This window comes from Cupriavidus basilensis (assembly GCF_000876015.1).
In the GTDB taxonomy this organism is placed as follows: domain Bacteria; phylum Pseudomonadota; class Gammaproteobacteria; order Burkholderiales; family Burkholderiaceae; genus Cupriavidus; species Cupriavidus basilensis_B.
Genome location: NZ_BBQM01000032.1, coordinates 58040 through 84293, shown reverse-complemented (window position 1 = coordinate 84293; position 26254 = coordinate 58040). Strand labels below are relative to the sequence as shown.

Genomic DNA, 26254 nt, shown 5'->3' with positions numbered 1-26254 from the left:
TTTTATTTAATTCTCTATTGATTTCGCCTTTATGGTGCGCAGTCGTCCTTACCCCGCGGCTGCGCATCCTTTTACACCGCTGCGCCGGATGGCTTCATCCGGATGGGTGTGGCATCCGGCGCAATTAGTGGTTTTGCTCTTTAAAAACGCACTGTTTTCAAACGGCCGTCAGCCATTAAGCTGAAACAAATATAACCCGAAGGGGGGGTATGGTTGATACATGGCTTTGAACTATAAATTCTCTCACCAGCGTTACTGCTCGATACTAGCCAGGCCAAAAGAGCCCGGCGGTGTCGGAGGGGTAAGCGGACGTTGGGTAACTAAACCTATACGGAGTGACATCATGAAAAAGGCTTTGGCGGGCTTCATCAGGGACGAACGGGGTGCTACTGCAATTGAGTACGGGTTGATTGTGGGGCTGGTCGCAATGGGCATCGTGACAGGAGCGACTACCTTGGGCGGAAATCTCTCATCTGCTTTCAGTAACCTCGGCGATCGCATTCTCAAGCTTCTGCCGGCGGCAACCTGAAATCGTGTCGGCCATTGCCGCTCTTTTCTGCGCGGCGACTATCTGGACCGACCTGGCTTATCGAAAAGTATCCAATGCTGTCCTGGCCGCTGCGCTCGCAGCCGCTGGTCTGATGCTGCTGTTCGGCAGTATCTCGGACCCGGCGATTGTGTCGCGGCTGCTTGGTTTCATCATCGGCTTGCTGGTCATGCTGCCGGCCTATGTGCTGGGTCGCATGGGGGCCGGTGACGTCAAGTTTTTCGCAGTGACCGGGTTGTTCACGGGACCTGCGGGCTTGGTGACGGTATGGGTCGTCGGTAGCCTGCTGGCTTTCGTGCATGCCCTGGCGGTACGTATGCAAGCCAGCGCGGTCTGGGCTGTGTGGCGAGACCATGTCGCGGACCTGCTGCATCGGTTGGCCGGCGTGACAGGACTGGACCCGACTCGGCAATTGGCGGAGGAGCGCGGCATACCTTATGCCGCCTATCTTGCTGTCGGTTTGCTGGTGTGGATCATATTGCCGGGAAAGTAACTGTCGCACGGAGTGGGTCGAGTTCCGCTGCCATGCGTTCGCGCCACCGGTCGGCGCTAAAAGTAAAAGACAGCCGGGTGAAGTATGTCATTACGGGGAATCCTTGCCGTGCGGACGCGTTCGTCCGGCGCGGCTGCGCTCGAGTTCGCCATTGTGATGCCGATATTCCTCGCAATGGTGATTGGCGTCGTCTATTTCGGCGTGATGCTGGCAATGCAGCAGGCACTTACGCTTGCCGCCGAGGAAGGCGCGCGTGCGGCTCTGCGCTATCCCGCCGGCGCTGCCAGCAACAATGCCGCCGCAACGCTGGGCCTGAGAGTCAGCGCTGCTTCGGCGGCGGCCTTGGCGACGTTGCCGTCATCCATCCGGAATTCCATTTCCCCCAATAACGTTGCGCAAGCCATCGACACCAGTTGCACGGCGCCGGCAAGCGTAACGGCTTGCGTCATCAAGGTCACGCTGAGCTTGCCTTCCAATACCGTCCTGCCCATCGTGCCGGGCGTGCCGTTGCCGGCTACGTTCAGCGGCAGCGCCGTTGTGCAGATTGCTCCCGATACATAGCTAGCTGGCCCGTCGCTCCTCGCGGCGCACGGTGAAACCACCCCACAACGGAACTGAGACAGGGATTCACATGACCAGCAAACAGATTCGCGTGTTCGCCATCGCGCTGCTCGTCCTCGCGCTGCTGCTGGCGCTGCTGGCGTGGCGCGTGGCGCGCACGCCGGCCAAGCCGGCGGCGCCGGTGGCCGCTGCCGCCGAGCTGCATGCCGTGGTGATCACCGTCAAGCCGATCGAAGCGGGCAAGCCGGTTCCCGCCGACGCGCTCAAGGTCGAGCAGCTGCCGATCAACCCGACCGGCGCGTACACCGACGTGGCGCGCGTCGCCGGGCAGATCCCGCTGGTCGGCATCGGCGCCAACGTGCCCGTGCTCGAAAGCCAGTTGCTTGCCGGGCTGGCTTCGCAGGTGAAGGAAGGCGAGCGCGCGGTGGCCGTCGCCGTCGATGAGGTGATCGGCGTGGGCAACCAGGTGCAGCCCGGCGATTTCGTCGACGTGTTCGCCGTGTTCCGCCGCGACGGCCAGGAGATCGAAGGCAGCCAGGCGCGCCTGCTGCTGGCGCGCCTGCGCGTGCTGGCCTACGGCGCGGGCACCGTGATCGAGACCGCCAAGCCCGCCCCGGACCAGATGATGGTGCGCCGCGAGGGCGCCAAGACCGCCGTGCTGGCGGTGCCCGTGGCCGACGTCGGCAAGCTGGCGCTGGGGCAGCAGAGCGGACGCCTGCTGCTGGCGCTGCGCAATCCGGAAGACGGCAGCGTGCCGGCCGAGAACCTGCTCTCCGAGCCGGCGCCCGCGCTGCAGGCCCGGCTGCCGTCCGGCGCGCCGGCCGTGCTCACCGCGTCCGACCGGGCCGTGGCCGGGGTGGCGCTGGCAAGCCTGGCCGGCGTGGCCGGCCCCGCCCGGCGCGAGCAGGCCGCGTCCCGGCCGGCGCCGGCGGCCGCGTCCGCCGTGCCGGCGCCGCGGAGCCGCATGGCGAGCAGCGTGGCGCAGAACAGTGTCGAGGTGATCCGCGGCGGCAAGCGCGAGATCGAATGAAGCAAGGCCCCGCGGCCGTCCATGCGTGTCACGCTGGCGAGCCGCGGCGCTTTTCGGACAGTCATACTTTCTGGATAGCCGATTGATGAAATCCCTTCTTGCCGGCGCAGCCACCCTTGCCGTCTGCTGCGCCGTTTCCACCGCCTGGGCGCAGCAGGCGGAGAGTCCGCGGGAGCTGCGGCTCGTGGTCGGCAGCCAGCGGCAGTTGCAGCTGGCCCAGCCGCTGGAGCGCGTCGCCATCGGCAATCCGGCGGTGGCCGACGCCCTGCTGCTGAAGAACCGCGGCGGCGCCAACGGCGTGCTGGTGGTAGCCAAGAAGCCCGGCGCGACCGACCTGATGGTGTGGACGCGCGGCGAGCCGGCGCGGACCATCCATGTCCAGGTGGACGCCACCGAGGCCGAGGCCGACGGCGCCGGCGTGGCCGTGTCGGGCGCGGGCGCCGACATCAGCGGCCAGTCGCGCGATGCGCAGTCGGCCTGGCGCGCGCAGCAGCTGGCGCGCGCGGCCACCGCCGGCGCGGAAGGCAAGGGCGGCATGGTGGCAGACCGCTCGACCATTCCCGTCAGCGGCACCGTGCAGGTGGACGTGAAGGTGGTGGAGATCAGCAAGACGGTGCTCAAGGAGGTCGGCTTCAATTTCTATCGCAACAACGGCGGCTTCGCCTTCGGCACGTTCGCGCCGTCGTCGCTGAACAAGTTCACCTTCACGCCGGGCGCGAACGGCACCGGCTCGCTGAGCACGGACGTCAGCCTGCCGATCAGCAGCGCCTTCAACCTCGTCGCGGCGTCGTTCTCGCGCGGCATCTTCGCCAACCTGAGCCTGCTGGAAAGCAACGGCATGGCGCGCGTGCTGGCCGAGCCCAGCCTGGTGGCGCTGTCGGGCCAGAGCGCGAGCTTCCTCGCCGGCGGCGAGATTCCGATCCCGGTGCCGCAGGCGCTGGGCACCACCACGATCCAGTTCAAGCCGTTCGGCATCGGCCTGAGCGTGACGCCCACGATCCTGTCCAAGGACCGCATCGCGCTCAAGGTGGCGCCCGAAGCGAGCGATCTCGATCCCTCGCGCGGCGTCTCGATCAACGGCACGCTGGTGCCCGGCATCGTCACGCGCCGCGCCGACACCACGGTGGAGCTGGGCGACGGCGAGAGTTTCGTGATCGGCGGCCTGGTCAGCCGCAACACGGTCAGCAACGTCAGCAAGGTGCCGTTCCTCGGCGACCTGCCGATCATCGGCACCTTCTTTCGCAACCTGAATTTCAACCAGGAGGACCGCGAGCTGATGATCGTGGTCACGCCGCGCCTGGTGCGCCCGCTGGCCAAGGGCGCGGCGGCGGTGGCCGCGGTCACCGAGGACGGCCGCACCAGCGGCAACCCCAATGTGTGGGGCTGGTACGTGCTGGGCGAATACATCGATCCCACCCTGCCGGGCTTCTCGAAATGAATCCCGGCGCGGCGGACGAAGGCACGGAGCGGCAGGCGCAGATGGGCTATTTCCTCTTCAACGCGGCGCAGCCCGAACCACGGCAATGGCTGTCGGCCGCGCTCTCCAGCCTGGGCCAACTGGCGGTCGAGCCCGGCCCGCAGGACGTGTTCCTGGAGCAGATCGCCACCATCAACCCGGGCATGGTGTTCCTGCATTTTTCGCGCGAGCAGGCGCTGGCCTCGGGCCGGCTCGCCGAGCAGGTGACGCGGCTCTATCCGGGGCTGCCGCTGGTGGCCGTGGGCAATGCCGGCGAGCCGGAGATCATGCTCGCGGCGCTGCGCGGCGGCGCCAAGGATTTCATCGACATGACCGCGCCGCCGGGCGGCGCGGTGGAGATCGTGCGCCGGCTGCTGACCGTGCGCGGCCAGGCCGAGCCCGCGCGGCGCGGCAAGGTGGTGGCGGTGCTGGGCGCGCGCGTGGGCGTGGGCGCGACCACGCTGGCGACCAACCTGGCCGCGGCGGTGCGCAAGCGCTGCCACGGCGAGGTGCTGCTGATGGACCTGGGCCTGCCGGCGCGCGACGGCTCGCTCTACATGAACATCAACCCCGGCTTTCATTTCGTCGAGGGCGTGCGCAACCTGCGCCGCTTCGACCAGGTCTTCGTGCAGACCGCGCTGGCGCGCCACGGCAACGGCGTGGTGGTGCTGCCGCTGCCGGCCACGCTGGCGGAGCTGCGCGACATCTCCTTCATGGAGGCGCTGGGCCTGCTCAACCGCCTGCGCGCCTTCTTCGACCTGCAGGTGGTGGACCTGGGCGGGTTCAGCAACATCGAGTTCATGGCGCACCTGGTCAAGGCCGCCGACACGGTGCTGCTGATGGTGGACCAGGGCGTGGGCGCCATCGTCTCGGCGGCCGAGCTGTTGCAGGAGCTGAAGAAGCGCGAGGTGGAACGGGAAGACCTGCACCTGCTGGTCTCGCGTTTCGACGCGCGCCTGGGCGTGGATGCGCAGCAGATCGCGCAACGGCTGGAGGCCACGTCGGTCGGCACCTTGCCCGACCGGCGCGAGCCGCTGGTGCTGGCGCTCAACCGTGGCGTGGTGCTGGCCGACGACAGCCCCGCCGATCCGTATGTCCGTGCCGTTGGCCAGCTGGTGGACAAGCTGGGATACCGTGCCGGCACCGCAAGCGAAGCCGGCTTGCTGGGCCGGGTAAAAGAAAAGCTGCCCGAAGCGCTGCGCGCCATGCGCGCGTTGCGCACTGAGCGGGCTGGGAACTGACATGTCGCAAGCCATTGAATTCTCCGACAACGCCGCCGCGCCGTTTCCTGCATCGCAGGAATTCCAGAACATCAAGGAGGCGGCCCACGAGCACTTGCTCACCCGGATCGAGGAGCTCGGCGCGGAGTTCGGGCGCTGGTCGCGCACCGCGATCAACCGCTTCGTCGACCTGGAGCTGGAGAGCTTCACGCGGCTGCGCCGGATCCCGATCAACGAGGTCGAGCTGCACCAGATCGCCGAGGCGCTGACCAAGGAGCTGGCCGGCTTCGGCCCGATCGAGGACCTGCTCAACGATCCGGCGGTGGAGGACATCCTCGTCAACGGCCACCTCGACGTGTACGTGTCGCGCCACGGCGTGCTGGAGCGCATCCCGGTGCGCTTCGCCGACAACGGCCACCTGCTGCGCATCGTGCGCCGCATCCTGGCGCCGATCGGGCGCCGCCTGGACGAATCGAACCCGATGGTCGACGCGCGCCTGCCGGACGGCGGCCGCATCAACGTGGTGATCCCGCCGCTGGCGCTGGCCGGGCCGGTGGTGTCGATCCGCAAGTTCCGCAAGGACCCGCTCACGCCGGCGGACCTGCAGGCGCTCGGCACCATGAGCCCGGAGGTCAGCGAACTGCTCGAAGCCGCGGTCAAGGCGCGCTGCAACATCCTCGTCAGCGGCGGCACCAGCTCGGGCAAGACCTCGCTGCTCAACGCGCTGGCCACCTTCGTGCCCGACGGCGAGCGCGTGATCACCATCGAGGACACCGCCGAGCTGGCGCTGAACCACCCGCACGTGGTGCGCCTGGAGAGCCGCCCCGGCGGCTTCGAGGGCACCGGCGTGGTGTCGATCCGCGACCTGCTGCGCAACAGCCTGCGCATGCGGCCGGACCGCATCATCGTGGGCGAAGTGCGCGGCGGCGAAGTGCTGGAGATGCTGCAGGCCATGAGCACCGGCCACGACGGCTCGATGGGCACGATCCACTCCAGCAGTCCGCGCGAATGCCTGTACCGGCTCGAGATGCTGGCCGGCTTTGCCGGCTTCCAGGGCAGCGAGTCCAGCCTGCGCCGGCAGATCGCCAACGCCATCGATTTCATCGTGCAGATTGGCCGGCTCTCGAACGGCAAGCGGCGCATCCTCTCCGTCACCGAGGTGACGGGCCTGGGCGACAACATCATCTCCACGCAGGAGCTCTATCGCCACGAGCCCTATACCGGGCCCGACGGCATCGAGGTGGACCGCTGGCTGTCGCTGGGCATCCTGCCGCATTCGCCGAAGCTCGCGCGCATGCGCCCGGCGGCCGGCTTCGGCCTCGACGACCGCTTCGATGTCTAGCGCTGCCCTGGCCGTCGCCGCGGCCGCGCTCGTGGTGCTGGGCCTGGGCCTGCTGCTGCTGGCCAGCGCCCGCGCCCGCGCGCAGGACGAGAGCGCGCGCGCCTTCCTGCGCGCGCAGACCGAGCAGGTCAAGGCACGCTACGCGGCCGCGCCCGAGCCGCAGGCCGGCAAGAAGCGCAACGACCTCGGCCGGCGCTGGGAAGAATTGCTGCGCCGGGCCGACCTGGCGCCCACGCGGCGCGCCTACTCGCTGGCCGCCGCGGTGGTCGCCTGCGTGGCGCTGCTGGCCGCCGCCGCCGGCGGCGTGCTGGCGGCGCTGACGGCGCTGTTCCTGACGCTGCTGCTGATGTATTTCCTGCTGTGGAACCGGGCGCGCCGCGCCGGCCAGAAGCTGCGCCGGCAACTGCCGTCGTTCCTCGACGCGGTGGTGCGCATGATGAGCATCGGCAGCAGCGTGCCGGCCGCCTTCCAGACCGCCATCGGCAACACCGAGCCGCCGCTGCGGCAGTGCCTGGTGCAGGCCATCCACCTGCAGCGCGCCGGCAAGGAACTGGACCAGGCGGTCCTGCAGGTGGCGCGCGTCTATCGCGTGGACGAACTGATGCTGCTGTCGTCCGTGCTGCGCCTGGCCACGCGCTACGGCGGCCGCGCCGACATCGTGATGGAGCGCACCGCGGCCTTCATGCGCGACCGCGAGCAGGCCCAGCAGGAACTGTATGCGCTGTCCGCGGAGACGCGCCTGTCGGCGTGGGTGCTGGGGCTGTTGCCGCTGGTGGTGGGCGGGATGATGTTCGTGATGAACGCGGCCTACATCATGATGATGTGGCGCGATCCCGGCGGCAAGACGCTGCTGCTGGTCGCGCTGGCGCTCGAGGTGGTCGGGGCGGCCATGCTCTATCGCCTGGCCAGGTCGGTATAGGGGCGGCGCGCATGGACAGCATCACCCTGATCTCGCTGAGCCTGGGCCTTGCCGCGCTGGGCCTCGCCGCGCTCGCGCTGCCGCTGGTGGGCCAGTGGCGCCAGCGCCTGCGCGCCACGCGCACCATCGACGCGGCGCTTTCGCGCCAGGCCGCGGTGGCGGCGGCCGGCGCCGCGGCAGCGCCGCCCGCGCCGGGCGACGCCGCGCCCGCGGCCGCGGCAGCGGCCACGGCTGCCCCCGCCCAGCGCGCCGGGGCCGGCATCGGCGCCAGGCTGGGCGGCCAGTTGAGCGGGCGCTTCGACCAGCGCTGGCTGAACTCCCCGCTGGGCAAGGCCGTGGTCACGGCCGAGGAAGAGCGCCTGCTCGAGCAATGCGGCTTTTATGGCGACAAGGCCCGGGCCGTGTTCGGCGGCCTGCGCGTGTCGGTGCCGGCGGCGCTGGCCGCGGCGGCCTTCGCCTGGCGCCTGCCTTCGCTGAGCGGCGCCGTGTTCTGGGCCTTCGCCGTGTTCGCGCTGGCGTTTCTCGTGCCCAAATGGATCCTGCAGCGCCGCGCGTCGAACCGGCTGCGCCGCCTGGAGGACGAGCTGCCGGTGCTGGTCGACATGCTGCGCCTGCTGCAGGGCGTGGGCCTGTCGATCGACCAGAGCCTGCAGGTGATCGTGGCGGAGTTCGGCAGCATGCTGCGCGTGATCGGGCCGGAGCTGATGCGCGCCAACCAGCAGTTCGCCACCGGGCGCTCGCGCGAGCAGACCTTGCAGCGCATCGGCCGGCTGTTCGACAGCGAGGACCTGAAGAGCCTGATCACCATGCTGACCCAGGTGGACCGCTTCGGCGGCGCGGTGCAGGAGCCGCTGCGCCAGTTCGGGCTGCGCCTGCAGGAGACGCGCAAGGCGCGCATGAAGGAGCAGGTCGGCAAGCTCACGGTAAAGATGACGGCGGTGATGGTGGTGACCATGCTGCCGGTATTGCTGATCATCACCGCCGGCCCCGGCTTCCTGGGCGTGGCGCGGATGCTGACGCATTTGTCGGGGGGAACGAGATGACGGGACGAGACGACAGGATTGGCGCGCGCCGCCGCTGGGCGTGGGCGCTGCTGCCGGCGCTGGCCGCCGCGGCGCTGTCGGGCTGCGGCGCCAGCCTGGCCAGCCGCATGAGCGAGCAGGCCGACGCCCAGGTGGAACTGTCCAGGCTGCGCGACAAGCAGGACCGCGCCGGCTATGACGACAAGACGGTTTATCTGGGGCTGATCGGCAAGATGCAGGAGGAGGGCCTGTACTTTGCCTCGCTCGCGCATATCGATGTGTACGAGAAGCGCTTCGGCGCCAACCCCGAACTGACACTGATGCGCGCCGACGCGCTGCGCGAGACCAGCCAGGACGCGCAGGCCGTGCAGGCCTACCGCAGCCTCGCCGGGACCACGGCGCAGGCGCGCGCCTACCACGGCCTGGGGCTGATCGCCGGGCGCCAGAACAACTTTGCCGGCGCCGCCGCCGAGTTCCGCCGCGCGGCGCAGGCCGATCCCACCAACCCGCAGGTGGCCAACGACCTCGGCTACGCGCTGATGCGCACCGGCGCGCTGGCCGAGGCGCGCGTGCCGGTCATGCAGGCGCTGCAGCTCGACGGCAAGAACCCGCGCGTGGTCAGCAACGCGGCGGTGTGGCTTGCCGCCGACGGCAAGCCCGACCAGGCCGCATCGCTGATGCAGCGCGCGGCCCTGCCGGAGGCCACGCGCAAGGCCGTGATGCAGGAAGCGGAGCGCGTCAGGCGCGCCAGCGCGCAGCATGCCCGCGCGGCAGCACCCGGCGCGACGCTGGCCGCCGCCGCGCCGGGCGCCGCCACCGCGGCCGTGGCCGGCCCCAGCCATCTGCGCCTGACCGACATCGGCCAGGCCACGCCATGAACGCCCGGCATGCCGCCGCGCGGCCGGCGTTCGCGAGTCACCAGGCGCTGCCCGCTGTCCGGGCGCGCATCCAGGAGCCATTCATGACACGGACCACCGCATCGAAGAACCTGCATGCCGCCTGCCGCCGCGGGCTGGCGCTCGCCGTGGCCCTCTTGGCCGCGGGCCCGCTCTGCGCCCAGACCGAGGCCACGCGCCAGGCGCGCCCCGCGCGGCAGGAAGTCGGCGCCACCACGCGCAATATCCTCGAGATCCAGCGCAACGGCACGCAGGGCGGACAACTGCTGCCGCTGCGGGGCGAGCAGGCCGCGCTGTCCTACCCGCGCTACATGGCCACGTTCAGCTATCCGATTCCGGAGTTCTATACGGGCCAGACATCGTCGCAACGGGGCAGCGGCATGACGGCCGGCGCAACCGGAGCTGCGGGCGCGACCGGAGCGGCCGGGCGATGACGCGCATGGGCTCGTCCTGCATCGGCGTGCGCGGACGCGCGCAGCGCGGGGCCATCGGCGTGCTGGGCGCCTTGCTGCTGGTGACGGTGGTGGTGGGCGCGCTGGTGTCGATCGACGTGGGCCATGTGTTCTACCGCCAGCGGGAGCTGCAGAAGGTTGCCGACATGGCCGCGCTGGCCGGCGCCCAGCAGCTCAAGCAGGCGGGGCCGTCCGCCACGGTTTCCGCCAACGTGCTCGCCGCCACGCAGGCGGCCGGCACGCAGAACGGCTACGGGGGCGCGGCCGCGGCCGGCTGCGCCAGCCCGGCCGCGGGTGCTGCCGACGGCATGAACGTGTGCATGGGCGTATGGGACCCGGCCTATACGTCCGGCAGCGATACGGCGCGGCATTTCAAGGCCGGCTACGACGCCAATGCGCAGTCGGTCTCGGCCAACGCGGTACAGGTGGTGGTCACGCAGACCGTGCCGATCCTGTTCGTGATTCCGGGCGGCACCTCGCGCCAGCTGCGCGCGGAGGCGATTGCCAATGCGAGTCCGCCGGTGGCGTCGTTTTCGCTGGGCAGCGGGCTGCTGGATTTTCAGTCCGCCAACAGTCTGCTGGGCGCGTTGCTGGGCACCGCCGTCAATTTCTCGGTGCTGGACTGGAATGGGCTGCTCAACACCACGGTCACGCTGGACCAGCTGCGGCTCAAGCTCGGCCTTGGTTCCGTCGACGAGTTGCTGAAGACCTCGCTGTCGATCCAGCAGTTCTATGCGCTGGTGCTGGGTGCGGCGGGCAAGGACGCGCTGCTGTCCACCGCGCTTGGCAGCCCGCCCACGAAGCTGGGCGTGGGCGGCGCGGCGGTGGATGTGGGGCTGGGCAAGCTGCTCAATCTGGGCGTGCTGGCGCCGGCGGCGTCGTCGGCCGCGGATGTCGGCCTGAGCGTGGCCAATCTGTTGATGCTGGGGGCGCAGGTGGCCAATGGTACGGCCGCAATCGCGCTACCCACGACCAATATCAATGTGCCCAACATCGCAGGCGTTAGTGCACAGTTGTATGTCATCGCGCCGCCGGCCACGGCGGTAGGTCCGGCGCGCCAACTGAGCTCTGGCACGTGGCAGACCACCGCCCACAACGCCCAGGTCGGGCTGCGTCTCGACATTGCCGCCTTGGGTGGCATGGACACGTCGAAGACCACAACGCTGGTTGGCGCGCTGATAGCGCCGCTGCTGGGTCTGATCAATGTCAGCGTGAATTTGCCGCTATACGTGGAGGTCGCTTCCGCGACGGCATCCCTGCAGAGCATTCAATGCGCAGCCGCAAAGGCGGATTGCAGGGCGACGTTCGGCGTCAATACCGGCGTGGCAAAGGCTTGTCTTGCCGCCGGGGTTGGCAGCGGTGCAGGGTGCGCATCCGGGCCGGTGACAATTGTCGAGACCGGGCTTCCGCTGATTTCCACAACGGTCAAGGTAACTGCGACCGGTTCGACGAAAACGGGTCCAAGCTTGAATAACACCGTTGTTACCCTAGCCCCGGGGGCCACTACCCGGGTGGGCACGGCGAACCCGCTGACGGGCATCCTGCTCGATGTGGTGGGATCGCTGAATCTCAAGGTCGAGGTGACGGTGCTCGGCATTCCGCTATTGGGCATCCCGTTGCCCCTTGCGGGTTTGCTGACCCCACTGTTCCAGTCGCTGGACGTGCTCTTGGGGCCGCTGCTCGGCGCCCTCGGCATCCAGTTGGGTTACGCCGACCTGTGGCTGAACGACATCGACTGCAACAACGCCGAACTGGTGTTCTGAAGAACAAGCCATGCAACAGGCGAATCGCGATACGGCGGAAGAAAGATGAAAACAGATCGCTGGGCCTACGAGAGCCTTGAAGTCTATGTGTGGGAAGGCAAGTACGATATTGCCGACCGCGTGGCGCGCTTTCTGTCGCCGCTCGGGGTAGACGTGATCCGCGCCGGCGCGCTGGAAGCCTTGCCGGCGGAGCCGCGCACCAAGCCGTGCGTGGCGGTGATCAGCGTGTCGGTGATCGGCGCGGCGAAGTTCACCGCGCTGGACTGGGAGGCCGCGCACGGCATGCCGGTGATCTGGGTCGCGGCGCCCGGGCGGGAGACCGATCCGGGGCGTTTCCCGGCGGAGTACGCGCATATCCTGTCCGACGATTTCACCGGCCCCGACCTGCGCAACCAGATCGGCAAGCTGCTGCCGCAGTTGCTGGCCGCGGCCGAGACCGGCAACACCGGCGCGGAACTGGTGGCGGAGTCGGCGGCCATGCAGCAGTTCCTGGCGCAGGTGGACACGTTCGCCGACTTCAGCAGCAACGTGATGCTGTACGGCGAGACCGGCGCGGGCAAGGAGCGCATCGCGCAGCTTTTCCACGAGCGCAACAACATCTACGGCAAGGGGCCGTTCGTCGCGGTGAACTGCGGCGCGATTCCCGACGGGCTGTTCGAGTCGCAGTTCTTCGGCCATGCCAAGGGCGCGTTCACGGGCGCGATGTTCGCGCATCGCGGCTTTTTCGAGCAGGCCAACGGCGGCACGCTGTTCCTCGACGAAATCGGCGACCTGCCGCTGTTCCAGCAGGTCAAGCTGCTGCGCGTGCTGGAAGAGAACGCGCTCACGCGGCTGGGTTCGACCATGCCGGTGAAGCTGGACTTCCGCCTGGTGGCGGCCACCAACAAGGACCTGCGCGAGGCGGTGTCGCAAGGGCGCTTCCGCGCGGATCTCTATTTCCGCCTGGCGGTGATCGAGCTGCGCCTGCCCAGCCTGGAAGAGCGCGGCGCGGTCGACAAGGTGGCGCTGCTGATCTCGTTCCTCAAGCAGATGCTCGGGCCGTCCGGCTTCGAGGCCTTGCCGCCGGTGCCGGACTGGCTCAAGGGCGCGGTGGGCACGGCGTTCTTCACCGGCAACGTGCGCGAGCTGCGCAACCTCGCCGAGCGCGTCGGCATCACGGTGCAGCAGACCGGCCACTGGGACGAGGCGCGCATCCGGCCGCTGTTCCGCAGCCTGCGCCCGGGAGCGTTCGACGGCAACGAGCGCACCGCCGACTGGCGCGGCGAGACCGAGGAGCGCCGCCGCATCGTGGCGGCGCTCGACGCCAATAGCTGGCGGCGCCAGGATACGGCGGCCAGCCTCGGCATCAGCCGCAAGGTGCTGTGGGAGAAGATGCGCAAGTTCCAGATCGCGGACAACGAGGCCGAGCCGGCCTGAGGCGCAAGCCCGCTCAGAGCACGCGAACCTGCTTGACCTTGAACTTGGGTTCGCCCACCCAGTCCTTGTCGTACTCGCCGGTCAGCTCCACCTTGGTGGCGGCGCCGACAGGCTGCCCGGCCGGCCACAGCTTGTGCTTGATCTTGACGCGCATCTGCCCGGTGCCGTCGTCGAAGCTGTAGAGTTCATCGCCCACGTGGCTGACGATCTGGCCGCGCAGCACCGCCGGCTGGTCGTCCTTGCCCTGCGCCTGCAGGCTCTTGACGGTGGCGGCGGGCACCGCGGACGGGCCGGTGTACTGTGCCTGCGCGGCGACGGTTGCGGCGGCGAGTGCGGTGGCGATCAGAATGCGTTTCATGTTGTTCTCCTGGTTATGCCTGGTTATGCGCGCGCGTGCCCGGAATGGCCCGGCGTGCCGGGGCTGGCGCCTTTGCACCAGCATGCGTGCATTGTGCGCAGCGCGCGCTGAACCGAAGCTGAACGCCGCGCCGGCGGCGTTTATCATGTCGCCTGCCGCGGCCGGCCCTTATCCTCATGCTTCATGGGCGGCCGTGCCCCGCACAGGTCATCAAGGAATTCCACATTGCGTTTTCTCCACACTGCCGACTGGCATCTCGGGCGCGTCTTTCACGCGCGCAGCCTGCTCGAAGACCAGGCCTGGGTGCTCGACCAGTTCGTGGCGCTGGTCCGCGAGCACAAGCCGGACGCGGTGCTGATCGCCGGCGACGTCTATGACCGCGCGGTGCCGCCGCCCGAGGCGGTGGCGCTGCTCGACGACGTGCTGGCGCGCATCGTGGTGGACGCGGGCGTGCCGGTGGTGATGATCGCCGGCAACCACGACAGCGCGCAGCGGCTCGGTTTCGGCGCGCGGCTGCTGACCGCGCAGGGCCTGCACGTGGCGGGCCGCACCGAGCGCGAGGCGGCCTGCGTGACCTTGTCCGACGCGCACGGCGAAGTGCGCATCTATGCCTTGCCTTATGCCGAGCCCGCCACGGTGCGCGATGCCTTCGGCGTGGACGTGCCCGGCCACGAGGCCGCGCTCGCGGCCCGTCTCGACGCGATCCGCGCCGGCCATCCGGCGCAGGCGCGCTCGGTGGTGGTGGCGCACGCCTTCGTCATCGGCGGCGAGGCCAGCGAATCCGAGCGGCCGCTTTCGGTGGGCGGCAGCGGGGCGGTGGCGGCGGGCGTGTTCGACGGCTTCGACCTGGTCGCGCTCGGCCACCTGCACCGGCCGCAGACGCTGGGCGGGCGCATCCGCTATTCGGGCTCGCTGCTGAAATACTCGCTGTCGGAAGCCGCGCACGCCAAGTCGGTCTCGCTGATCGAGCTGGGCGCCAATGGCGAGGTTGCCATCGAGGAGATCGCGCTGGCCCCGCGGCGCGACCTGCGCATCCTCGAGGGCGAACTGGCCGCGCTGGTGGCGCAGGGCGCCGCCGATCCGCGGCGCGACGACTATATCCACGCCGTGCTGACCGACACCGGCGCCTTGCTGGACCCGATGGCGCGCCTGCGCCAGGCCTATCCCAACGCGCTGGCGATCGAGCGCGCGGTGCTGTCGCGCGCCGGCGAGGCCAGCGCCGCCGGCCAGCGCCTGCGCCAGCTCGACACCGGCGAGCTGTTCGCCAGCTTTTTCAAGGAAGTCGCCGACGAGGACCTGGATGAAGACCAGCGCCGCGCGCTGACGCAGGTGCTCGACGGCATCGCCGCGGCCGACAGGGAGTCCGCATGAGGCCGCTGCATCTGGCGCTGCAGGCGTTCGGCCCGTTCGCGGCCCGCGAGGAAATCGATTTCAGCCGGCTCGGCGAGCAGGCGTTCTTCCTGATCCACGGCCCCACCGGCGCCGGCAAGACCACCTTGCTCGACGCGATCTGCTTCGCGCTCTATGGCGACACTTCGGGCGGCGAGCGCAGCGCGCAGGACATGCGCAGCGCCAACGCCGATCCGGGCCTGCGCACCGAGGTGACGTTCGAGTTCAGCCTCGGCGCGCAGCGCTACCGCGTCACGCGCTCGCCCGCGCAGGAGCGTCCCAAGCTGCGCGGCGGCGGCACGGTCAAGGAGACGCCCAAGGCCCAGCTCGATGCGCTGGAGGCGGCCGGCTGGACCAGCAAGGCCAGCCAGCCCAGCCGCGTCGACGAATTCGTGCGCAACCTGCTGGGCTTCGACAGCAGCCAGTTCCGCCAGGTGATCGTGCTGCCGCAGGGGCGGTTCCGCGAACTGCTCACGGCGGATTCGAAAAGCCGCCAGGCGATTCTCGAGCGCCTGTTCCGCACCGAGCTGTACCGGCGCGTGGAGGAACTGCTCAAGGGGCAGGCGGCGGCCATCCGCCAGCAGGCCGAGCGGCTGCGCATCGAGCAGTCGGCCTTGCTGCAGCAATACGAGCTCGAATCCGCCGAGGCGCTGCGCGTGCAGGTGGCGGCGCTGCAATCCGGGCTGGAAGACCTGGCGCGGCAGGAAACCGCCGCGCGCGCCACGCTCGAGCACGCCCGGCTGGCGACGCAGCAGGGCGAGCAGGCCGATGCGCGCCTGCGCGAAGCGCGCGAAGCCGAGGCGGCCCATGCGGCGCTGATGGCGCAGCAGGCCGAGGTGGAAGCCGTGCGCCAGCGCCTGCAGGCCGCGCGCCGCGCGGCGCAGGCGCAGCCGTTCGAGCAGCACTGGCAGCAAGCCGGGCACGATCACCGCCAGGCGCAGCAGGCGCTGGCGGCGGCGGGCGCGCGCGCGGATGCCTGCGCCGCCGTCTCGGCGCGCGCCGCCGCCGCGCTTGCCACGCAGGCCGGGCGCGCGGGCGAGCGCCAGCGGATGCAGAAGCAGGCGGCCGAGCTGGAGGCCATGCTGCCGCGCGCGCAGCGCCTTGGCGCGCTGCAAGCCGAATTGCAGCGCGCCGCCGCGGAGCAGGCCAGCGCGGCGGCGGCGCACGCGGCTGCCGCGCGCGCGCAGGAACAGGCCGCCGCGGCGATGCGCCAGGCCGAAGCCGGGCTGGCGCAGGCCGAGGCCGGCGCGCGCGGGCTGGAGGCGATCCGGCTCCGGCAGGCCGAACTGGCCCGCCAGGCCACGATGCTGGACAAATACGCCGCCGCGCTGGCGCAGGCGGAGCAGGGCCGCGCGCAAGCCGAAGCCGCGCACGGCGCCGCGCAGCGCGCCGCCGCGCGGCAGGCGGCCGCCGCCGCGCATCTGCGCGAGACCGAGCGCGCATGGCGCGCGGGGCAGGCCGCGCGGCTGGCGGCTGGGCTGCGCGCCGGCGAGGCCTGCCCGGTGTGCGGCAGCGCCGCCCATCCACAGCTTGCGCTGCAGTTCGACGCGCCGGTGCCCGACGAGGTCCTCGATCACGCGCGCGACGACGCCCGCGCCGCCGACCAGGCCGCGCACGAAGCCGCGGCCGGCGCGCAGTCGGCGCTGGCCGCGCTGACGTTGCGCCAGGATCAGCTGGCGGAGCTGCGCGCGGCGTTGGCATCGGCGGACATGCCCGCCGATGCCAACGCCGATGCCGCCGCGGACATCGGCGGCGCGCGGCAGGTGCTGGCCGAAAGCGGCAGCGCGCTGCGCGCCCAGCAGCAGGCGGCCGAAGCGGCCGAGGCGCGGCGCCTGCCGCTGGCCGCCGAGCTCGAGCGCCAGCGCGCCGCGCTCACCGCGGCCGAAGCCGCCATCCGCGGCGCCGATGCCACCGCGCAGGGGGCCGCGCAGCGCCACGCCCGGCTGCAAGGCGAGTGGGAGGCGGCCAGCGCGCAGGTGCCGCCGGAGCGCCGCGATCCCGCCCAGCTGGAACATGCGCTGGCGCGCGCGCGGCAGGAACTGGCCGCCGCCGAGGCCGCGCTGGCCGAGGCCCAGGCCGCCGACAAGCAGGCCGGCGCGGACCTGGCCGCGGCCCAGGCCGCGCAAGCCGCGGCGCAGGCCAGCGTTGCCGGCGGCGCGCAGCGCGAGGCGCAGGCGCGCGCGGCCTTCGACGGCGCGCTCGCGCAGGCCGGGTTTGCCACGCCGCAGGCCTATGCCGAGGCACGCCTGCCCGAGGCGGAGTCCGCGCAGCTCGAAACCCGCATCCAGCGCTTCGACCGCGACGTGGCCGCCGCCGCCGACCGCCGCGCGCGTGCCACGGCCGCCGCGCGCGACCTGGCGGCGCCCGATCTCGACGCGCTGCGCCAGGCCCAGGCGGCCGCGGCGAGCGCGCTGGAGGCGCTGGTCCGCCAGCAGGCCGACCTGCACCGCAGCCGCGAGAACCTGCTGCAATGCCAGCAGCGCCTGGACCGGCTCGCCGCCGACGGCGCCGACATCGAGCGCCGCTATGCCGTGCTCGGGCGCCTGTCCGAGGTGGCCAACGGCAACAACCCGCGCCGTATCACCTTCCAGCGCTTCGTGCTGGCCACGCTGCTCGACGAGGTGCTGGAGGCCGCGTCGCTGCGGCTGATGCGCATGAGCCGCAGCCGCTACGAGCTGCAGCGCGTGCGCGAGCAGGGCGACCTGCGCGCGGCCGGCGGGCTCGACCTGGAGGTGTTCGACCACAACTCGGGCGTGGCGCGCCCGGCCAACACGCTGTCGGGCGGCGAGGGCTTCCTGGCCTCGCTGTCGCTGGCGCTGGGGCTGGCCGATGTGGTGCAGTCGCGCGCGGGCGGCATCCAGCTCGACACGCTGTTCGTCGACGAAGGTTTCGGCACGCTCGACCCGGAAAGCCTGGACTTCGCCATCCACACGCTGATCGACCTGCAGCAGGCGGGCCGGCTGGTGGGCATCATCTCGCACGTGGCGGAGCTGCGCGAGCGCATCGACGTGCGGCTGGAGATCCGGCCCGGCGCCGCCGGCAGCCGCGCCGAACTGCAATTGCCCTGAGCCTGCCCGGCGCGGCGCGGAAAAGCGTAAGCTGCGTAAGCTCTCGCCGCGCCGCGCCGGGGGTGTCCGGCTAACGCACAAGCGATGCGGCGGCGCCTTGACCGTGCCGGGAGCACAGGTGTAATCTGTTCAGAGTGCGAATTGAGGTTCGCAGTTAGAACAAATCACAAGAACAAGAAAAACAAAGTCTGTTGGATTCGTGTCCGGCGGCACGCTTTCGCACCTGCGGCGGGGCGGGCAGGCCGGATGGCTCTTCCGGCAGGACTGTCCGGAGACAGCGTTCGCGCGCCGCCTGATGTTCCTCCTCGCGGCTTGGCGGCCGGTTTCGGATGGTTCGTCCGGGCTTTCGGAACTGGAACGCAAGTGATCAACAAGCTATTCGACTCGGTGGAAGCGGCGATGGCCGACATCCACGACGGCGCCACCATCCTGATCGGCGGCTTTGGCATGGCCGGCATGCCGGCGCAGCTCATCGACGCCCTCATCGCCCAGGGCGCGCGCGACCTCACCATCGTCAACAACAACGCCGGCAACGGCGATACGGGCCTGGCCGCGCTGCTCAAGGCCAGGCGTGTGCGCAAGATCATCTGCTCGTTCCCGCGCCAGGCCGACTCCTACGTGTTCGACTCGCTCTACCACGCCGGCGAGATCGAGCTGGAACTGGTGCCGCAGGGCAACCTGGCCGAGCGCATCCGCGCCGCCGGCGCCGGCATCGGCGGCTTCTTCACCCGCACCGCCTACGGCACGCCGCTGGCCGAGGGCAAGGAAACCCGCATCATCGACGGCCAGGGCTATGTGTTCGAAAAGCCCATCCACGCCGACTTCGCCCTCATCAAGGCGCAGCGCGCCGACCGCTGGGGCAACCTGACCTACCGCAAGACCGCGCGCAACTTCGGCCCGATCATGGCGATGGCCGCCAAGTGCCCGATCGTGCAGGTCAGCGAGATCGTCGAGCTGGGCGAGCTGGACCCCGAGCACATCATCACGCCGGGCCTGTTCGTCAAGCGCGTCGTCAAGATCGACGCCGGCAAGACCCCCGTCTGAGCGACAAGGAGAATCCCGACATGCAACGCCTGACCCGCGATCAGATGGCCGCCCGCGTGGCCAAAGACATTCCCGACGGTGCCGTGGTCAACCTCGGCATCGGCCTGCCCACCCTGGTCGGCAACCACCTGCCGGCCGACCGTGAAATCCTGCTGCACAGCGAGAACGGCCTGCTCGGCATGGGCAAGGCGCCGCCCGCCGGCGAGGAAGACGGCGACCTGATCAACGCCGGCAAGCAGCCGGTCACGATCAAGCCGGGCGGCTCGTATTTCCACCACGCCGATTCGTTCGCGATGATGCGCGGCGGCCACCTCGACTTCTGCGTGCTGGGCGCGTTCCAGGTCTCCGAGAAGGGCGACCTGGCCAACTGGCACACCGGCGCGCCGGGCGCGATCCCGGCCGTGGGCGGCGCGATGGACCTGGCCATCGGCGCCAAGGAAGTGTTCGTGATGATGGAGCACCAGACCAAGCAGGGCGAGAGCAAGATCGTGCCGCAATGCACGTATCCGCTCACCGGCATGAACTGCGTCACGCGCATCTATACCGACCTGGCCACCATCGACGTGACGCCCGAAGGGCTGGTCGCGCGCGACCTGGTCGAAGGCCTGTCCTTCGAGGAACTGCAGCGCGTGACCGGCGTGCCGCTCCTGCAGGCTGCCACGGCCTGAGCGCCGCCGGGGCCTCCGCTTCACGATCACGATTCACGTACAAGCCACGTACAAGCAAGAGAGAGACAACATGACCGAAGCCTTTATCTGCGACGCCATCCGCACCCCCATCGGCCGCTACGGCGGCAGCCTGTCCGCGGTGCGCGCGGACGACCTGGGCGCGGTGCCGCTCAAGGCGCTGATGGCGCGCAACCCGAACCTGGACTGGTCCGCCATCGATGACGTGATCTACGGCAACGCCAACCAGGCCGGCGAGGACAACCGCAACGTGGCGCGCATGTCGCTGCTGCTGGCCGGCCTGCCGGAAAGCGTGCCGGGCGCCACCATCAACCGCCTGTGCGGCTCCGGCATGGACGCCACCGGCACCGCCGCGCGTGCCATCAAGTCCGGCGAAGCGGGCCTGATGCTGGCCGGCGGCGTGGAAAGCATGAGCCGCGCCCCGTTCGTGATGGGCAAGGCCACCAGCGCCTTCTCGCGCGACGCGCAGATCTTCGACACCACCATCGGCTGGCGCTTCGTCAACCCGGCCATGCGCGCGGCCTACGGCGTGGACTCGATGCCGGAGACCGCCGAGAACGTCGCCACCGACTACAAGGTCAGCCGCGAAGACCAGGACCTGATGGCGCTGCGCAGCCAGGAAAAGGCCTCGCGCGCGCAGGCCGACGGCACGCTGGCGCAGGAAATCACCGCGGTGACGATTCCGCAGAAGAAGGGCGACGCCATCGTGGTGGAACGCGACGAACACCCGCGCGCCACCAGCATGGAGGCGCTGGCCAAGCTGCGCGGCGTGGTGCGCGCCGACGGCACCGTGACCGCCGGCAATGCCTCGGGCGTCAACGACGGCGCCTGCGCCATCCTGCTGGCCAGCGAAGCGGCCGCCAAGCAGCACGGCCTGACCCCGAAAGCCCGCATCGTCGGCATGGCCACCGCCGGCGTGGCGCCGCGCGTGATGGGCATCGGCCCGGCGCCGGCCACGCAGAAGCTGCTCAGGCAGCTCGGCATGACCATCGACCAGATGGACGTGATCGAGCTCAACGAAGCGTTTGCCGCGCAAGGCCTGGCCGTGCTGCGCCAGCTGGGCGTGGCCGACAACGACGAGCGCGTCAACCCCAACGGCGGCGCGATCGCGCTGGGCCACCCGCTCGGCATGAGCGGCGCCCGCCTCGTGACCACCGCCATGTACCAGCTGCACCGCACCGGTGGCCGCTTCGCGCTGTGCACGATGTGCATCGGCGTGGGCCAGGGCATCGCGATGGTGATCGAGCGCGTCTGACGCGCTGCGGTCCGGCGCGCGCGCCGCGGGCTCCGGTCCGCGGGGCGCGCCGCTGGCGCGCGGTTGGAAAACAGCCGCTAAAGAATGGCGTTTCACCGCCGTTAGCCTGCTATGGATGTGCAGGTTGATGAAGTTTCCCCCAACGCAAGAAGCAGCGCGACCGGGCCGACTGGCTCGCCGGTTCCGGCCGCATCTCTTCAGGCATGACCCGGCGCAGGCTTGCGCCGGTTGGAGTCAACGATGTCCCTTCCCGTTGCCACGCTCGTCACCGGCGCCAGTTCCGGTATCGGGCGCGCCATCAGCGAGATGCTGCTGGCCGATGGCGTGACCCAGGTGGTCAATGTCGACTATGTCGCCCCCGCCTGGTCCCACCCCAACATGACGTTCTTCCAGGCCGACCTGACCGACGCCGCGGCGACCCGCGCCGTGGCCGAGCAGGTGGTCTCGCGCTTCGCCGTCACGCGGCTGGTCAACAATGCCGGCGCCACCCGCCCCGGCACCGTCGACACCGCGCGCGTCGAAGACCTCGACTACGTGGTCGGCCTGCACCTGCAGGCCACCATGCTGCTGACCCAGGCCTGCCTGCCGGCGATGCGCGCCGCGCATTTCGGCCGCATCGTCAACATGGCCTCGCGCGCCGCGCTGGGCAAGCCCGAGCGCGTGGTGTATTCCGCCACCAAGGCCGGCCTGATCGGCATGACCCGCACGCTGGCGATGGAGCTTGGCGGCGACGGCGTCACCGTCAATGCCGTGGCGCCAGGCCCGATCGCCACCGAGCTGTTCCGCAAGAGCAATCCCGAGGGCAGCGAGCAGACCAAGCGCATCCTGGCCAGCATCGCGGTCAAGCGCATGGGCACGCCGGAGGATGTGGCGCGTGCCTCGATGTTCTTCCTGTCGCCGGAAAACGGTTTCGTCACCGGCCAGGTACTGTACGTGTGCGGCGGCACCACGCTCGGCGTCGCCCCCGTGTAAGCCCGTGGCGTGGACGCGGCACATGCCGCGGTGTCATCACGCCGAAGCAATCCGCAGTCCATAACTAAAAAAGACGACCCGCGCCGCCGGTGCGGGCCGATAGCGATTTACCTGGAGCAAACATGAAAACCGATTTCCAAGCAAGCCCTCTGCACGTCAATACGCGCCGGCGCCTGCTGGCCGCCGGCGTCGCGCTGGCCGCGGCGTTCGCCGGCGTGGCCGGCAGCGCCCAAGCCCAAGGCACCTACCCGACCAAGCCGATCACCATGATCGTGCCGTTCTCGGCCGGCGGTACCACCGACATCCTGGCGCGCATCGTCGGCCTGCAACTGGGCAAGGCGCTCGGCCAGCCGGTCGTGATCGACAACCGTCCGGGCGCGGGCGGCAACATCGGCGCCGCGCTGGCGGCCAAGGCCCCGGGCGACGGCTACACGCTGTTCATGGGCACCATCGGCACCCACTCCATCAACCAGTCGCTGTACTCCAGGCTGCCGTACGATCCGGTCAAGGACTTCGCCCCGATCACGCGCGTGGCGATGGTGCCGAACCTGGTGGTGGTCAATCCCAAGGTGCCGGTCAGCACCATCAAGGAGCTGATCGCCTACGTGAAGGCCAACCCGGACAAGCTGTCGTATGGCTCGTCGGGCAGCGGCTCGTCGATGCACCTGTCGGGCGAGCTGTTCAATTCGATGACCGGCCTGCACATCCAGCACATTCCGTACAAGGGCAGCGCCCCGGCCGTGAATGACCTGCTGGGCAACCAGATCGGCCTGATGTTCGACAACCTGCCGTCGTCGTACCCGCACGTGAAGGCCGGCAAGCTGCGCGCCATCGCCGTGACCTCGGCCAAGCGCTCGCCGGCGCTGCCGAACGTGCCGACCGTGGCCGAAGCCGGCGTGCCTGGCTACGAAGCCACCTCGTGGTTCGCGCTGTACGCCACCGGCGGCACGCCGCAGCCCATCGTCGACCGCATCAACGCCGAAGTGGTGAAGATCCTGGCCATGCCGGACGTGCAGAAGCAGATGGCCGACCAGGGCGCGGAAGCCCATCCGGAAAAGCCGGCGCAACTGGCTGCCTTCATGAAGAGCGAAGCCGCCAAGTGGGCCAAGGTGGTGAAGGCCTCCGGCGCGACCGTGGACTGATGCGCTAGGCCCCGCTCGCTTCAGACCGTCGGACCGGCCGCGGTCCGGGACAGCCGTCCCGGCCGCGGCCTTGTCTTTTGGGCGCCACTCCCGGTGCCATTCCCGGCGCCGTGCCGCGAGGACGAAAAAAAGCCCGCGGATCCCGCGGGCTCAATTCCGGCCCACTCACAGGGCAGGAGGAGACAAGAAAGCGTCACGGACGCATGTCTTCGCGCTCTTGCGCCGGGGCTGCTTCAGCCGAGGCTGTACTTGACGACCTGTTCTTCGACGCCCACGAAGCGCACCAGCTGCCGCAGGCCGCTGGCGTATTCCTTGATATGGTGGCCTTCCGGCGTGTCCGGCAGGCGGTAGTACACCGGCATCGAGGCGGCCTGCGCGGGCGGTGCCGCAGGTCCGTCGCCGTCGGCTTCCCAAGGGACATCCCGGTCTTCGGCGTAATCTTTTTGTCCTGGCATGGACGACTCCCGATCGATGGATTCGCATGCCCCGCGCCGTGGCCGAATAGCGGCACGGGCCATGCAAAAATGGCTATGTCTGCAAATGTATGGCAGCGGGTCGCAAAATGCTATTTCGTATTTTTTAATTCTGGGTGTGGTCGACGCTTCAATTTGTCATATATCGCGCAATGATCGGCCCGCGCGCGGGGTGCCGGCGCCGCCGCGCGGCCGGTGGCGGACAGCGCGCCGCGTGCCGTGCGCGCGCGGCTTTGCGCTAACATAGACGGTTGCCATGCCGGCCATCCAGGCCACGCGGCCCGCGCGAATCGCCCGCCGGGCGGCCTCCACGTCACCCCTTCTTGCATGTCCGTCCAGCACGCCCTCCTGACTTCCCTGTTGGAAAAACCGTCGTCCGGCTATGAACTGGCACGCCGCTTCGACCGCTCGATCGGCTATTTCTGGCATGCCACGCACCAGCAGATCTACCGGGAGCTGGGCCGCATGGCGCAGAACGGCTGGATCGCCGCGCAGGAGAGCGAGGGCGACGCGCGCAACCGCAAGAAGGTGTATTTCGTGCTGCCGCCGGGGCGCGACGAACTGGCGCGCTGGGTGCTGGAGCCCGCCAACGGGCTGGACGCGCGCGACGAGATCCTGGTCAGGCTGCGCGCCGACGCGGTCATCGGGCCGCTCGGCCTGGGCCCGGAAATGGCGCGCCTGATCGAGATGCACCGCGAGCGGCTGGAGACCTACCGCAGGATCGAGGTGCGCGATTTTGCCGCGGCCGAGCCGACGCGCGCGCAGCGCCTGCAGCATGCGCTGCTGCGCCGGGGCATCCGCTACGAGGAAGACTGGGTGGCGTGGGCCGAGGACCTGCTGCCGCTGCTGGCGCAGCCGGGCGGCGGCGCCTGAAAGGAAAGGCGCAGCCCGGCGCGCGAGGCGCCCGCGGCCGCGCCGGGCCGCGAGGATGCTAGATCAGGCCAGGTCGGCCGCGGCGGTGGCGCCGGCGGTGTGCGGGGCCAGCCCGAGGCGGCGGCGCGCCAGCGCGTATTCCTCGGCGAAGCGGCGCACCAGTTCGGCCGCCGGCACCACGCGCTTGACCGCGCCCACGCCCTGGCCGGCGCCCCAGATGTCCTTCCACGCCTTGGCGCTGCCCGAACCGAAGTTCATCTTGGACGGATCCGACTGCGGCAGCGCTTCCGGGTCGAGCCCGGCATTGACGATGCTCTGGCGCAGGTAGTTGCCGTGCACGCCGGTAAACAGGTTGGAGTAGACGATGTCGGACGCGCTGCTGTCCACGATCATCTGCTTGTAGCCGGCCTGCGCGTTGGCCTCCTCGGTGGCGATGAAGGCCGAGCCCACGTAGGCCAGGTCCGCGCCCGCGGCCTGCGCGGCGAGGATGCCGTCGCCGCTGGCGATGGCGCCCGACAGCAGCAGCGGGCCGTCGAACCACTCGCGGATCTCGTGCAGCAGCGCGAACGGTGACAAGGTGCCGGCATGGCCGCCGGCGCCGGCGGCCACCGCGATCAGGCCGTCCGCGCCCTTCTCGATGGCCTTGCGCGCGAAGGTGTTGTTGATGATGTCGTGCAGCACGATGCCGCCGTAGGAATGCACCGCGTCGTTGACTTCCTTGCGCGCGCCCAGCGAGGTGATGACGATGGGCACCTTGTAGCGCACGCACAGCTCCAGGTCGTGGTCCAGCCGGTCGTTGGACTTGTGCACGATCTGGTTGACCGCGAACGGCGCGGCCGGGCGGTCCGGGTGGCGGGCGTCGTGCTCGGCCAGCTCGGTGGTGATGCGGTCCAGCCAGTCGTTGAGCACCGGGCCCGGGCGCGCGTTCAGCGCGGGGAAGGAGCCCACCACGCCGGCCTTGCACTGGGCAATGACCAGGTCGGGGTTGGAGATGATGAACAGCGGCGAGCACACCACCGGCAGGGACAGGCGGTTCTGGAGGATGGCGGGAAGTGACATGGTCTTTAGCGCAAGGTTAGGTCCGGGGACCGGATCGGAAAGGGTTGGTGGCCAGAATGGCGGCGCCGCTCAGGCGCCGTGCAGGACGGAGGTCTGGCCGGCGAGCCGCGCGCCCATCGCCGCGGCCAGCGCGTCGAGGCCGCTCTTGGGGCGGACCATGACTTCGAAGTCGTCGATCCTGCCGTTGGCGTCGAAGCGGATCATGTCGATGGCCTTGACCGCCTTGCCATCCACGCGCGCGCTGAATTCCAGCACCACGCTGCGGCCGTCGTCGCCGACGAAGCCGCGGTGGTAGCGGAAATCCTGGAAGACCTGGTTGACGGTCTCGAGCACCATGCGCAGCGCGGCGCGCCCCGGGTAGGGCGTGTGCGCCACCGGCGAATGGAAGACGACCTCGTCGGCGACGATGCCGTCCAGCTCGTCCATCGAATGGGTGGCGATCATGCGGTGCCAGATGGCCAGCGAGGCCTGCGCCGCCGCCGACAGCGTTGCTTGGGTCAAGTGTCTTCTCCGGGTTGGCCGGGGGCGGGCGGGCCGCCCCGGCATCGTTCTTCGGTATCGGGGTGTCGGGGTGTCGGGGTATCGGGTATCGGATATCCCAGGCATCGGAATATCGGTTCGCCGTCGTCTCTATGCAACCAGTTGCATTAGCGATCAGGTGAAAGGTAGCAGCCCGCGCGCGCGAATGCAACTGGCTGCATGCCGCCGGCCCGCCAAATTCGCGGCGGATGCCGCCCGCTGCGCCCGGCCGCCGCGTTCGCATGTCGCGGGGCTCGGTGTTTTGTGGCGTCTTGTCTACAATACCGCCATTGCCGCAA

25 protein-coding genes are annotated in these 26254 nt (G+C 69.9%); 21 read left to right on the top strand and 4 right to left on the bottom strand.

The window, feature by feature from the left end; translation table 11 throughout:
- The first annotated feature begins 343 nt into the window (after positions 1 to 343).
- The 13 genes from KF708C_RS35245 to KF708C_RS32075 all read left to right on the top strand — a co-directional run bounded on the left by KF708C_RS35245 (position 344) and on the right by KF708C_RS32075 (position 13117).
- Positions 344 to 529 carry a Flp family type IVb pilin gene (locus KF708C_RS35245; protein WP_082080182.1) on the top strand — a complete coding sequence of 62 codons (186 nt, stop codon included), beginning with the start codon at positions 344 to 346 and terminating at the stop codon, positions 527 to 529.
- Between the two features lie 4 nt (positions 530 to 533).
- On the top strand, positions 534 to 1040 hold the full coding sequence (locus tag KF708C_RS32130; protein WP_370552889.1) for an A24 family peptidase: 507 nt from the start codon (positions 534 to 536) through the stop codon (positions 1038 to 1040).
- Between the two features lie 84 nt (positions 1041 to 1124).
- Complete coding sequence (locus KF708C_RS35240; protein ID WP_082080180.1) at positions 1125 to 1601, top strand: TadE family protein; 477 nt, start codon at positions 1125 to 1127, stop codon at positions 1599 to 1601.
- Between the two features lie 70 nt (positions 1602 to 1671).
- A complete protein-coding gene (gene cpaB, locus KF708C_RS32120; protein ID WP_059415787.1) occupies positions 1672 to 2631 on the top strand; it encodes a Flp pilus assembly protein CpaB in 960 nt (319 codons plus the stop codon).
- Between the two features lie 85 nt (positions 2632 to 2716).
- Positions 2717 to 4069: a type II and III secretion system protein family protein gene (locus tag KF708C_RS32115; protein WP_082080178.1), complete on the top strand. Its 1353-nt coding sequence runs from the start codon at positions 2717 to 2719 to the stop codon at positions 4067 to 4069.
- A gap of 41 nt (positions 4070 to 4110) precedes the next feature.
- Complete coding sequence (locus KF708C_RS32110) at positions 4111 to 5328, top strand: AAA family ATPase (protein WP_059415848.1); 1218 nt, start codon at positions 4111 to 4113, stop codon at positions 5326 to 5328.
- A gap of 1 nt (position 5329) precedes the next feature.
- Positions 5330 to 6649 (top strand): CpaF family protein, encoded by a 1320-nt coding sequence (locus tag KF708C_RS32105; protein ID WP_020204972.1) that lies wholly within the window; start codon positions 5330 to 5332, stop codon positions 6647 to 6649.
- On the top strand, positions 6642 to 7568 hold the full coding sequence (locus KF708C_RS32100; RefSeq protein ID WP_059415783.1) for a type II secretion system F family protein: 927 nt from the start codon (positions 6642 to 6644) through the stop codon (positions 7566 to 7568). The genes KF708C_RS32105 and KF708C_RS32100 overlap by 8 nt, the downstream gene beginning before the upstream one ends.
- Positions 7569 to 7579: 11 nt before the next feature.
- Complete coding sequence (locus KF708C_RS32095) at positions 7580 to 8611, top strand: type II secretion system F family protein (protein ID WP_059415781.1); 1032 nt, start codon at positions 7580 to 7582, stop codon at positions 8609 to 8611.
- Positions 8608 to 9468 carry a tetratricopeptide repeat protein gene (locus KF708C_RS32090; RefSeq protein WP_059415778.1) on the top strand — a complete coding sequence of 287 codons (861 nt, stop codon included), beginning with the start codon at positions 8608 to 8610 and terminating at the stop codon, positions 9466 to 9468. Before KF708C_RS32095 ends, KF708C_RS32090 begins: the two co-directional genes overlap by 4 nt.
- A gap of 83 nt (positions 9469 to 9551) precedes the next feature.
- Positions 9552 to 9920, top strand: a complete 369-nt coding sequence (locus tag KF708C_RS32085) for a DUF3613 domain-containing protein (RefSeq protein ID WP_059415776.1) — start codon at positions 9552 to 9554, stop codon at positions 9918 to 9920.
- Positions 9917 to 11701 (top strand): TadG family pilus assembly protein, encoded by a 1785-nt coding sequence (locus tag KF708C_RS32080; protein WP_059415772.1) that lies wholly within the window; start codon positions 9917 to 9919, stop codon positions 11699 to 11701. Before KF708C_RS32085 ends, KF708C_RS32080 begins: the two co-directional genes overlap by 4 nt.
- Positions 11702 to 11746: 45 nt before the next feature.
- Positions 11747 to 13117, top strand: a complete 1371-nt coding sequence (locus KF708C_RS32075) for a sigma 54-interacting transcriptional regulator (protein WP_059415770.1) — start codon at positions 11747 to 11749, stop codon at positions 13115 to 13117.
- A gap of 13 nt (positions 13118 to 13130) precedes the next feature.
- On the opposite strand, the gene KF708C_RS32070 is transcribed toward KF708C_RS32075, so the two are convergent.
- Positions 13131 to 13475, bottom strand: a complete 345-nt coding sequence (locus tag KF708C_RS32070; protein ID WP_020206834.1) for a YgiW/YdeI family stress tolerance OB fold protein — start codon at positions 13473 to 13475, stop codon at positions 13131 to 13133.
- 225 nt (positions 13476 to 13700) lie between these two features.
- On the opposite strand from KF708C_RS32070, the gene KF708C_RS32065 reads away from it, so the two are divergent.
- From KF708C_RS32065 to KF708C_RS32035, 7 genes are all read left to right on the top strand, one after another.
- Complete coding sequence (locus KF708C_RS32065; protein ID WP_059415769.1) at positions 13701 to 14846, top strand: exonuclease SbcCD subunit D; 1146 nt, start codon at positions 13701 to 13703, stop codon at positions 14844 to 14846.
- A complete protein-coding gene (locus KF708C_RS32060; RefSeq protein WP_059415767.1) occupies positions 14843 to 17932 on the top strand; it encodes an AAA family ATPase in 3090 nt (1029 codons plus the stop codon). The genes KF708C_RS32065 and KF708C_RS32060 overlap by 4 nt, the downstream gene beginning before the upstream one ends.
- Positions 17933 to 18295: 363 nt before the next feature.
- Positions 18296 to 18976 carry a 3-oxoacid CoA-transferase subunit A gene (locus tag KF708C_RS32055; RefSeq protein WP_020206705.1) on the top strand — a complete coding sequence of 227 codons (681 nt, stop codon included), beginning with the start codon at positions 18296 to 18298 and terminating at the stop codon, positions 18974 to 18976.
- 20 nt (positions 18977 to 18996) lie between these two features.
- Positions 18997 to 19644, top strand: coding sequence for a 3-oxoacid CoA-transferase subunit B (locus KF708C_RS32050; protein WP_020206704.1), 648 nt, complete (start codon positions 18997 to 18999; stop codon positions 19642 to 19644).
- Between the two features lie 70 nt (positions 19645 to 19714).
- Complete coding sequence (gene pcaF, locus KF708C_RS32045) at positions 19715 to 20917, top strand: 3-oxoadipyl-CoA thiolase (RefSeq protein ID WP_020206703.1); 1203 nt, start codon at positions 19715 to 19717, stop codon at positions 20915 to 20917.
- 240 nt (positions 20918 to 21157) lie between these two features.
- On the top strand, positions 21158 to 21889 hold the full coding sequence (locus tag KF708C_RS32040) for an SDR family NAD(P)-dependent oxidoreductase (RefSeq protein ID WP_020206702.1): 732 nt from the start codon (positions 21158 to 21160) through the stop codon (positions 21887 to 21889).
- 122 nt (positions 21890 to 22011) lie between these two features.
- Positions 22012 to 23031: a Bug family tripartite tricarboxylate transporter substrate binding protein gene (locus KF708C_RS32035; RefSeq protein ID WP_020206701.1), complete on the top strand. Its 1020-nt coding sequence runs from the start codon at positions 22012 to 22014 to the stop codon at positions 23029 to 23031.
- Between the two features lie 233 nt (positions 23032 to 23264).
- On the opposite strand, the gene KF708C_RS32030 is transcribed toward KF708C_RS32035, so the two are convergent.
- The gene (locus KF708C_RS32030) at positions 23265 to 23486 is read right to left on the bottom strand and encodes a hypothetical protein (protein WP_029044391.1); all 222 of its coding nucleotides are present in this window, start codon (positions 23484 to 23486) and stop codon (positions 23265 to 23267) included.
- Positions 23487 to 23831: 345 nt separating this feature from the next.
- Between KF708C_RS32030 and KF708C_RS32025 the strand changes: the two genes are divergently transcribed.
- Positions 23832 to 24377, top strand: a complete 546-nt coding sequence (locus KF708C_RS32025) for a PadR family transcriptional regulator (protein WP_059415763.1) — start codon at positions 23832 to 23834, stop codon at positions 24375 to 24377.
- 63 nt (positions 24378 to 24440) lie between these two features.
- Here KF708C_RS32025 and KF708C_RS32020 read toward each other — a convergent pair whose 3' ends face one another.
- Positions 24441 to 25436, bottom strand: a complete 996-nt coding sequence (locus KF708C_RS32020; RefSeq protein ID WP_020206698.1) for an NAD(P)H-dependent flavin oxidoreductase — start codon at positions 25434 to 25436, stop codon at positions 24441 to 24443.
- A gap of 69 nt (positions 25437 to 25505) precedes the next feature.
- Positions 25506 to 25982 carry a nuclear transport factor 2 family protein gene (locus KF708C_RS32015; RefSeq protein WP_370552888.1) on the bottom strand — a complete coding sequence of 159 codons (477 nt, stop codon included), beginning with the start codon at positions 25980 to 25982 and terminating at the stop codon, positions 25506 to 25508.
- Positions 25983 to 26254 lie beyond the last annotated feature (272 nt).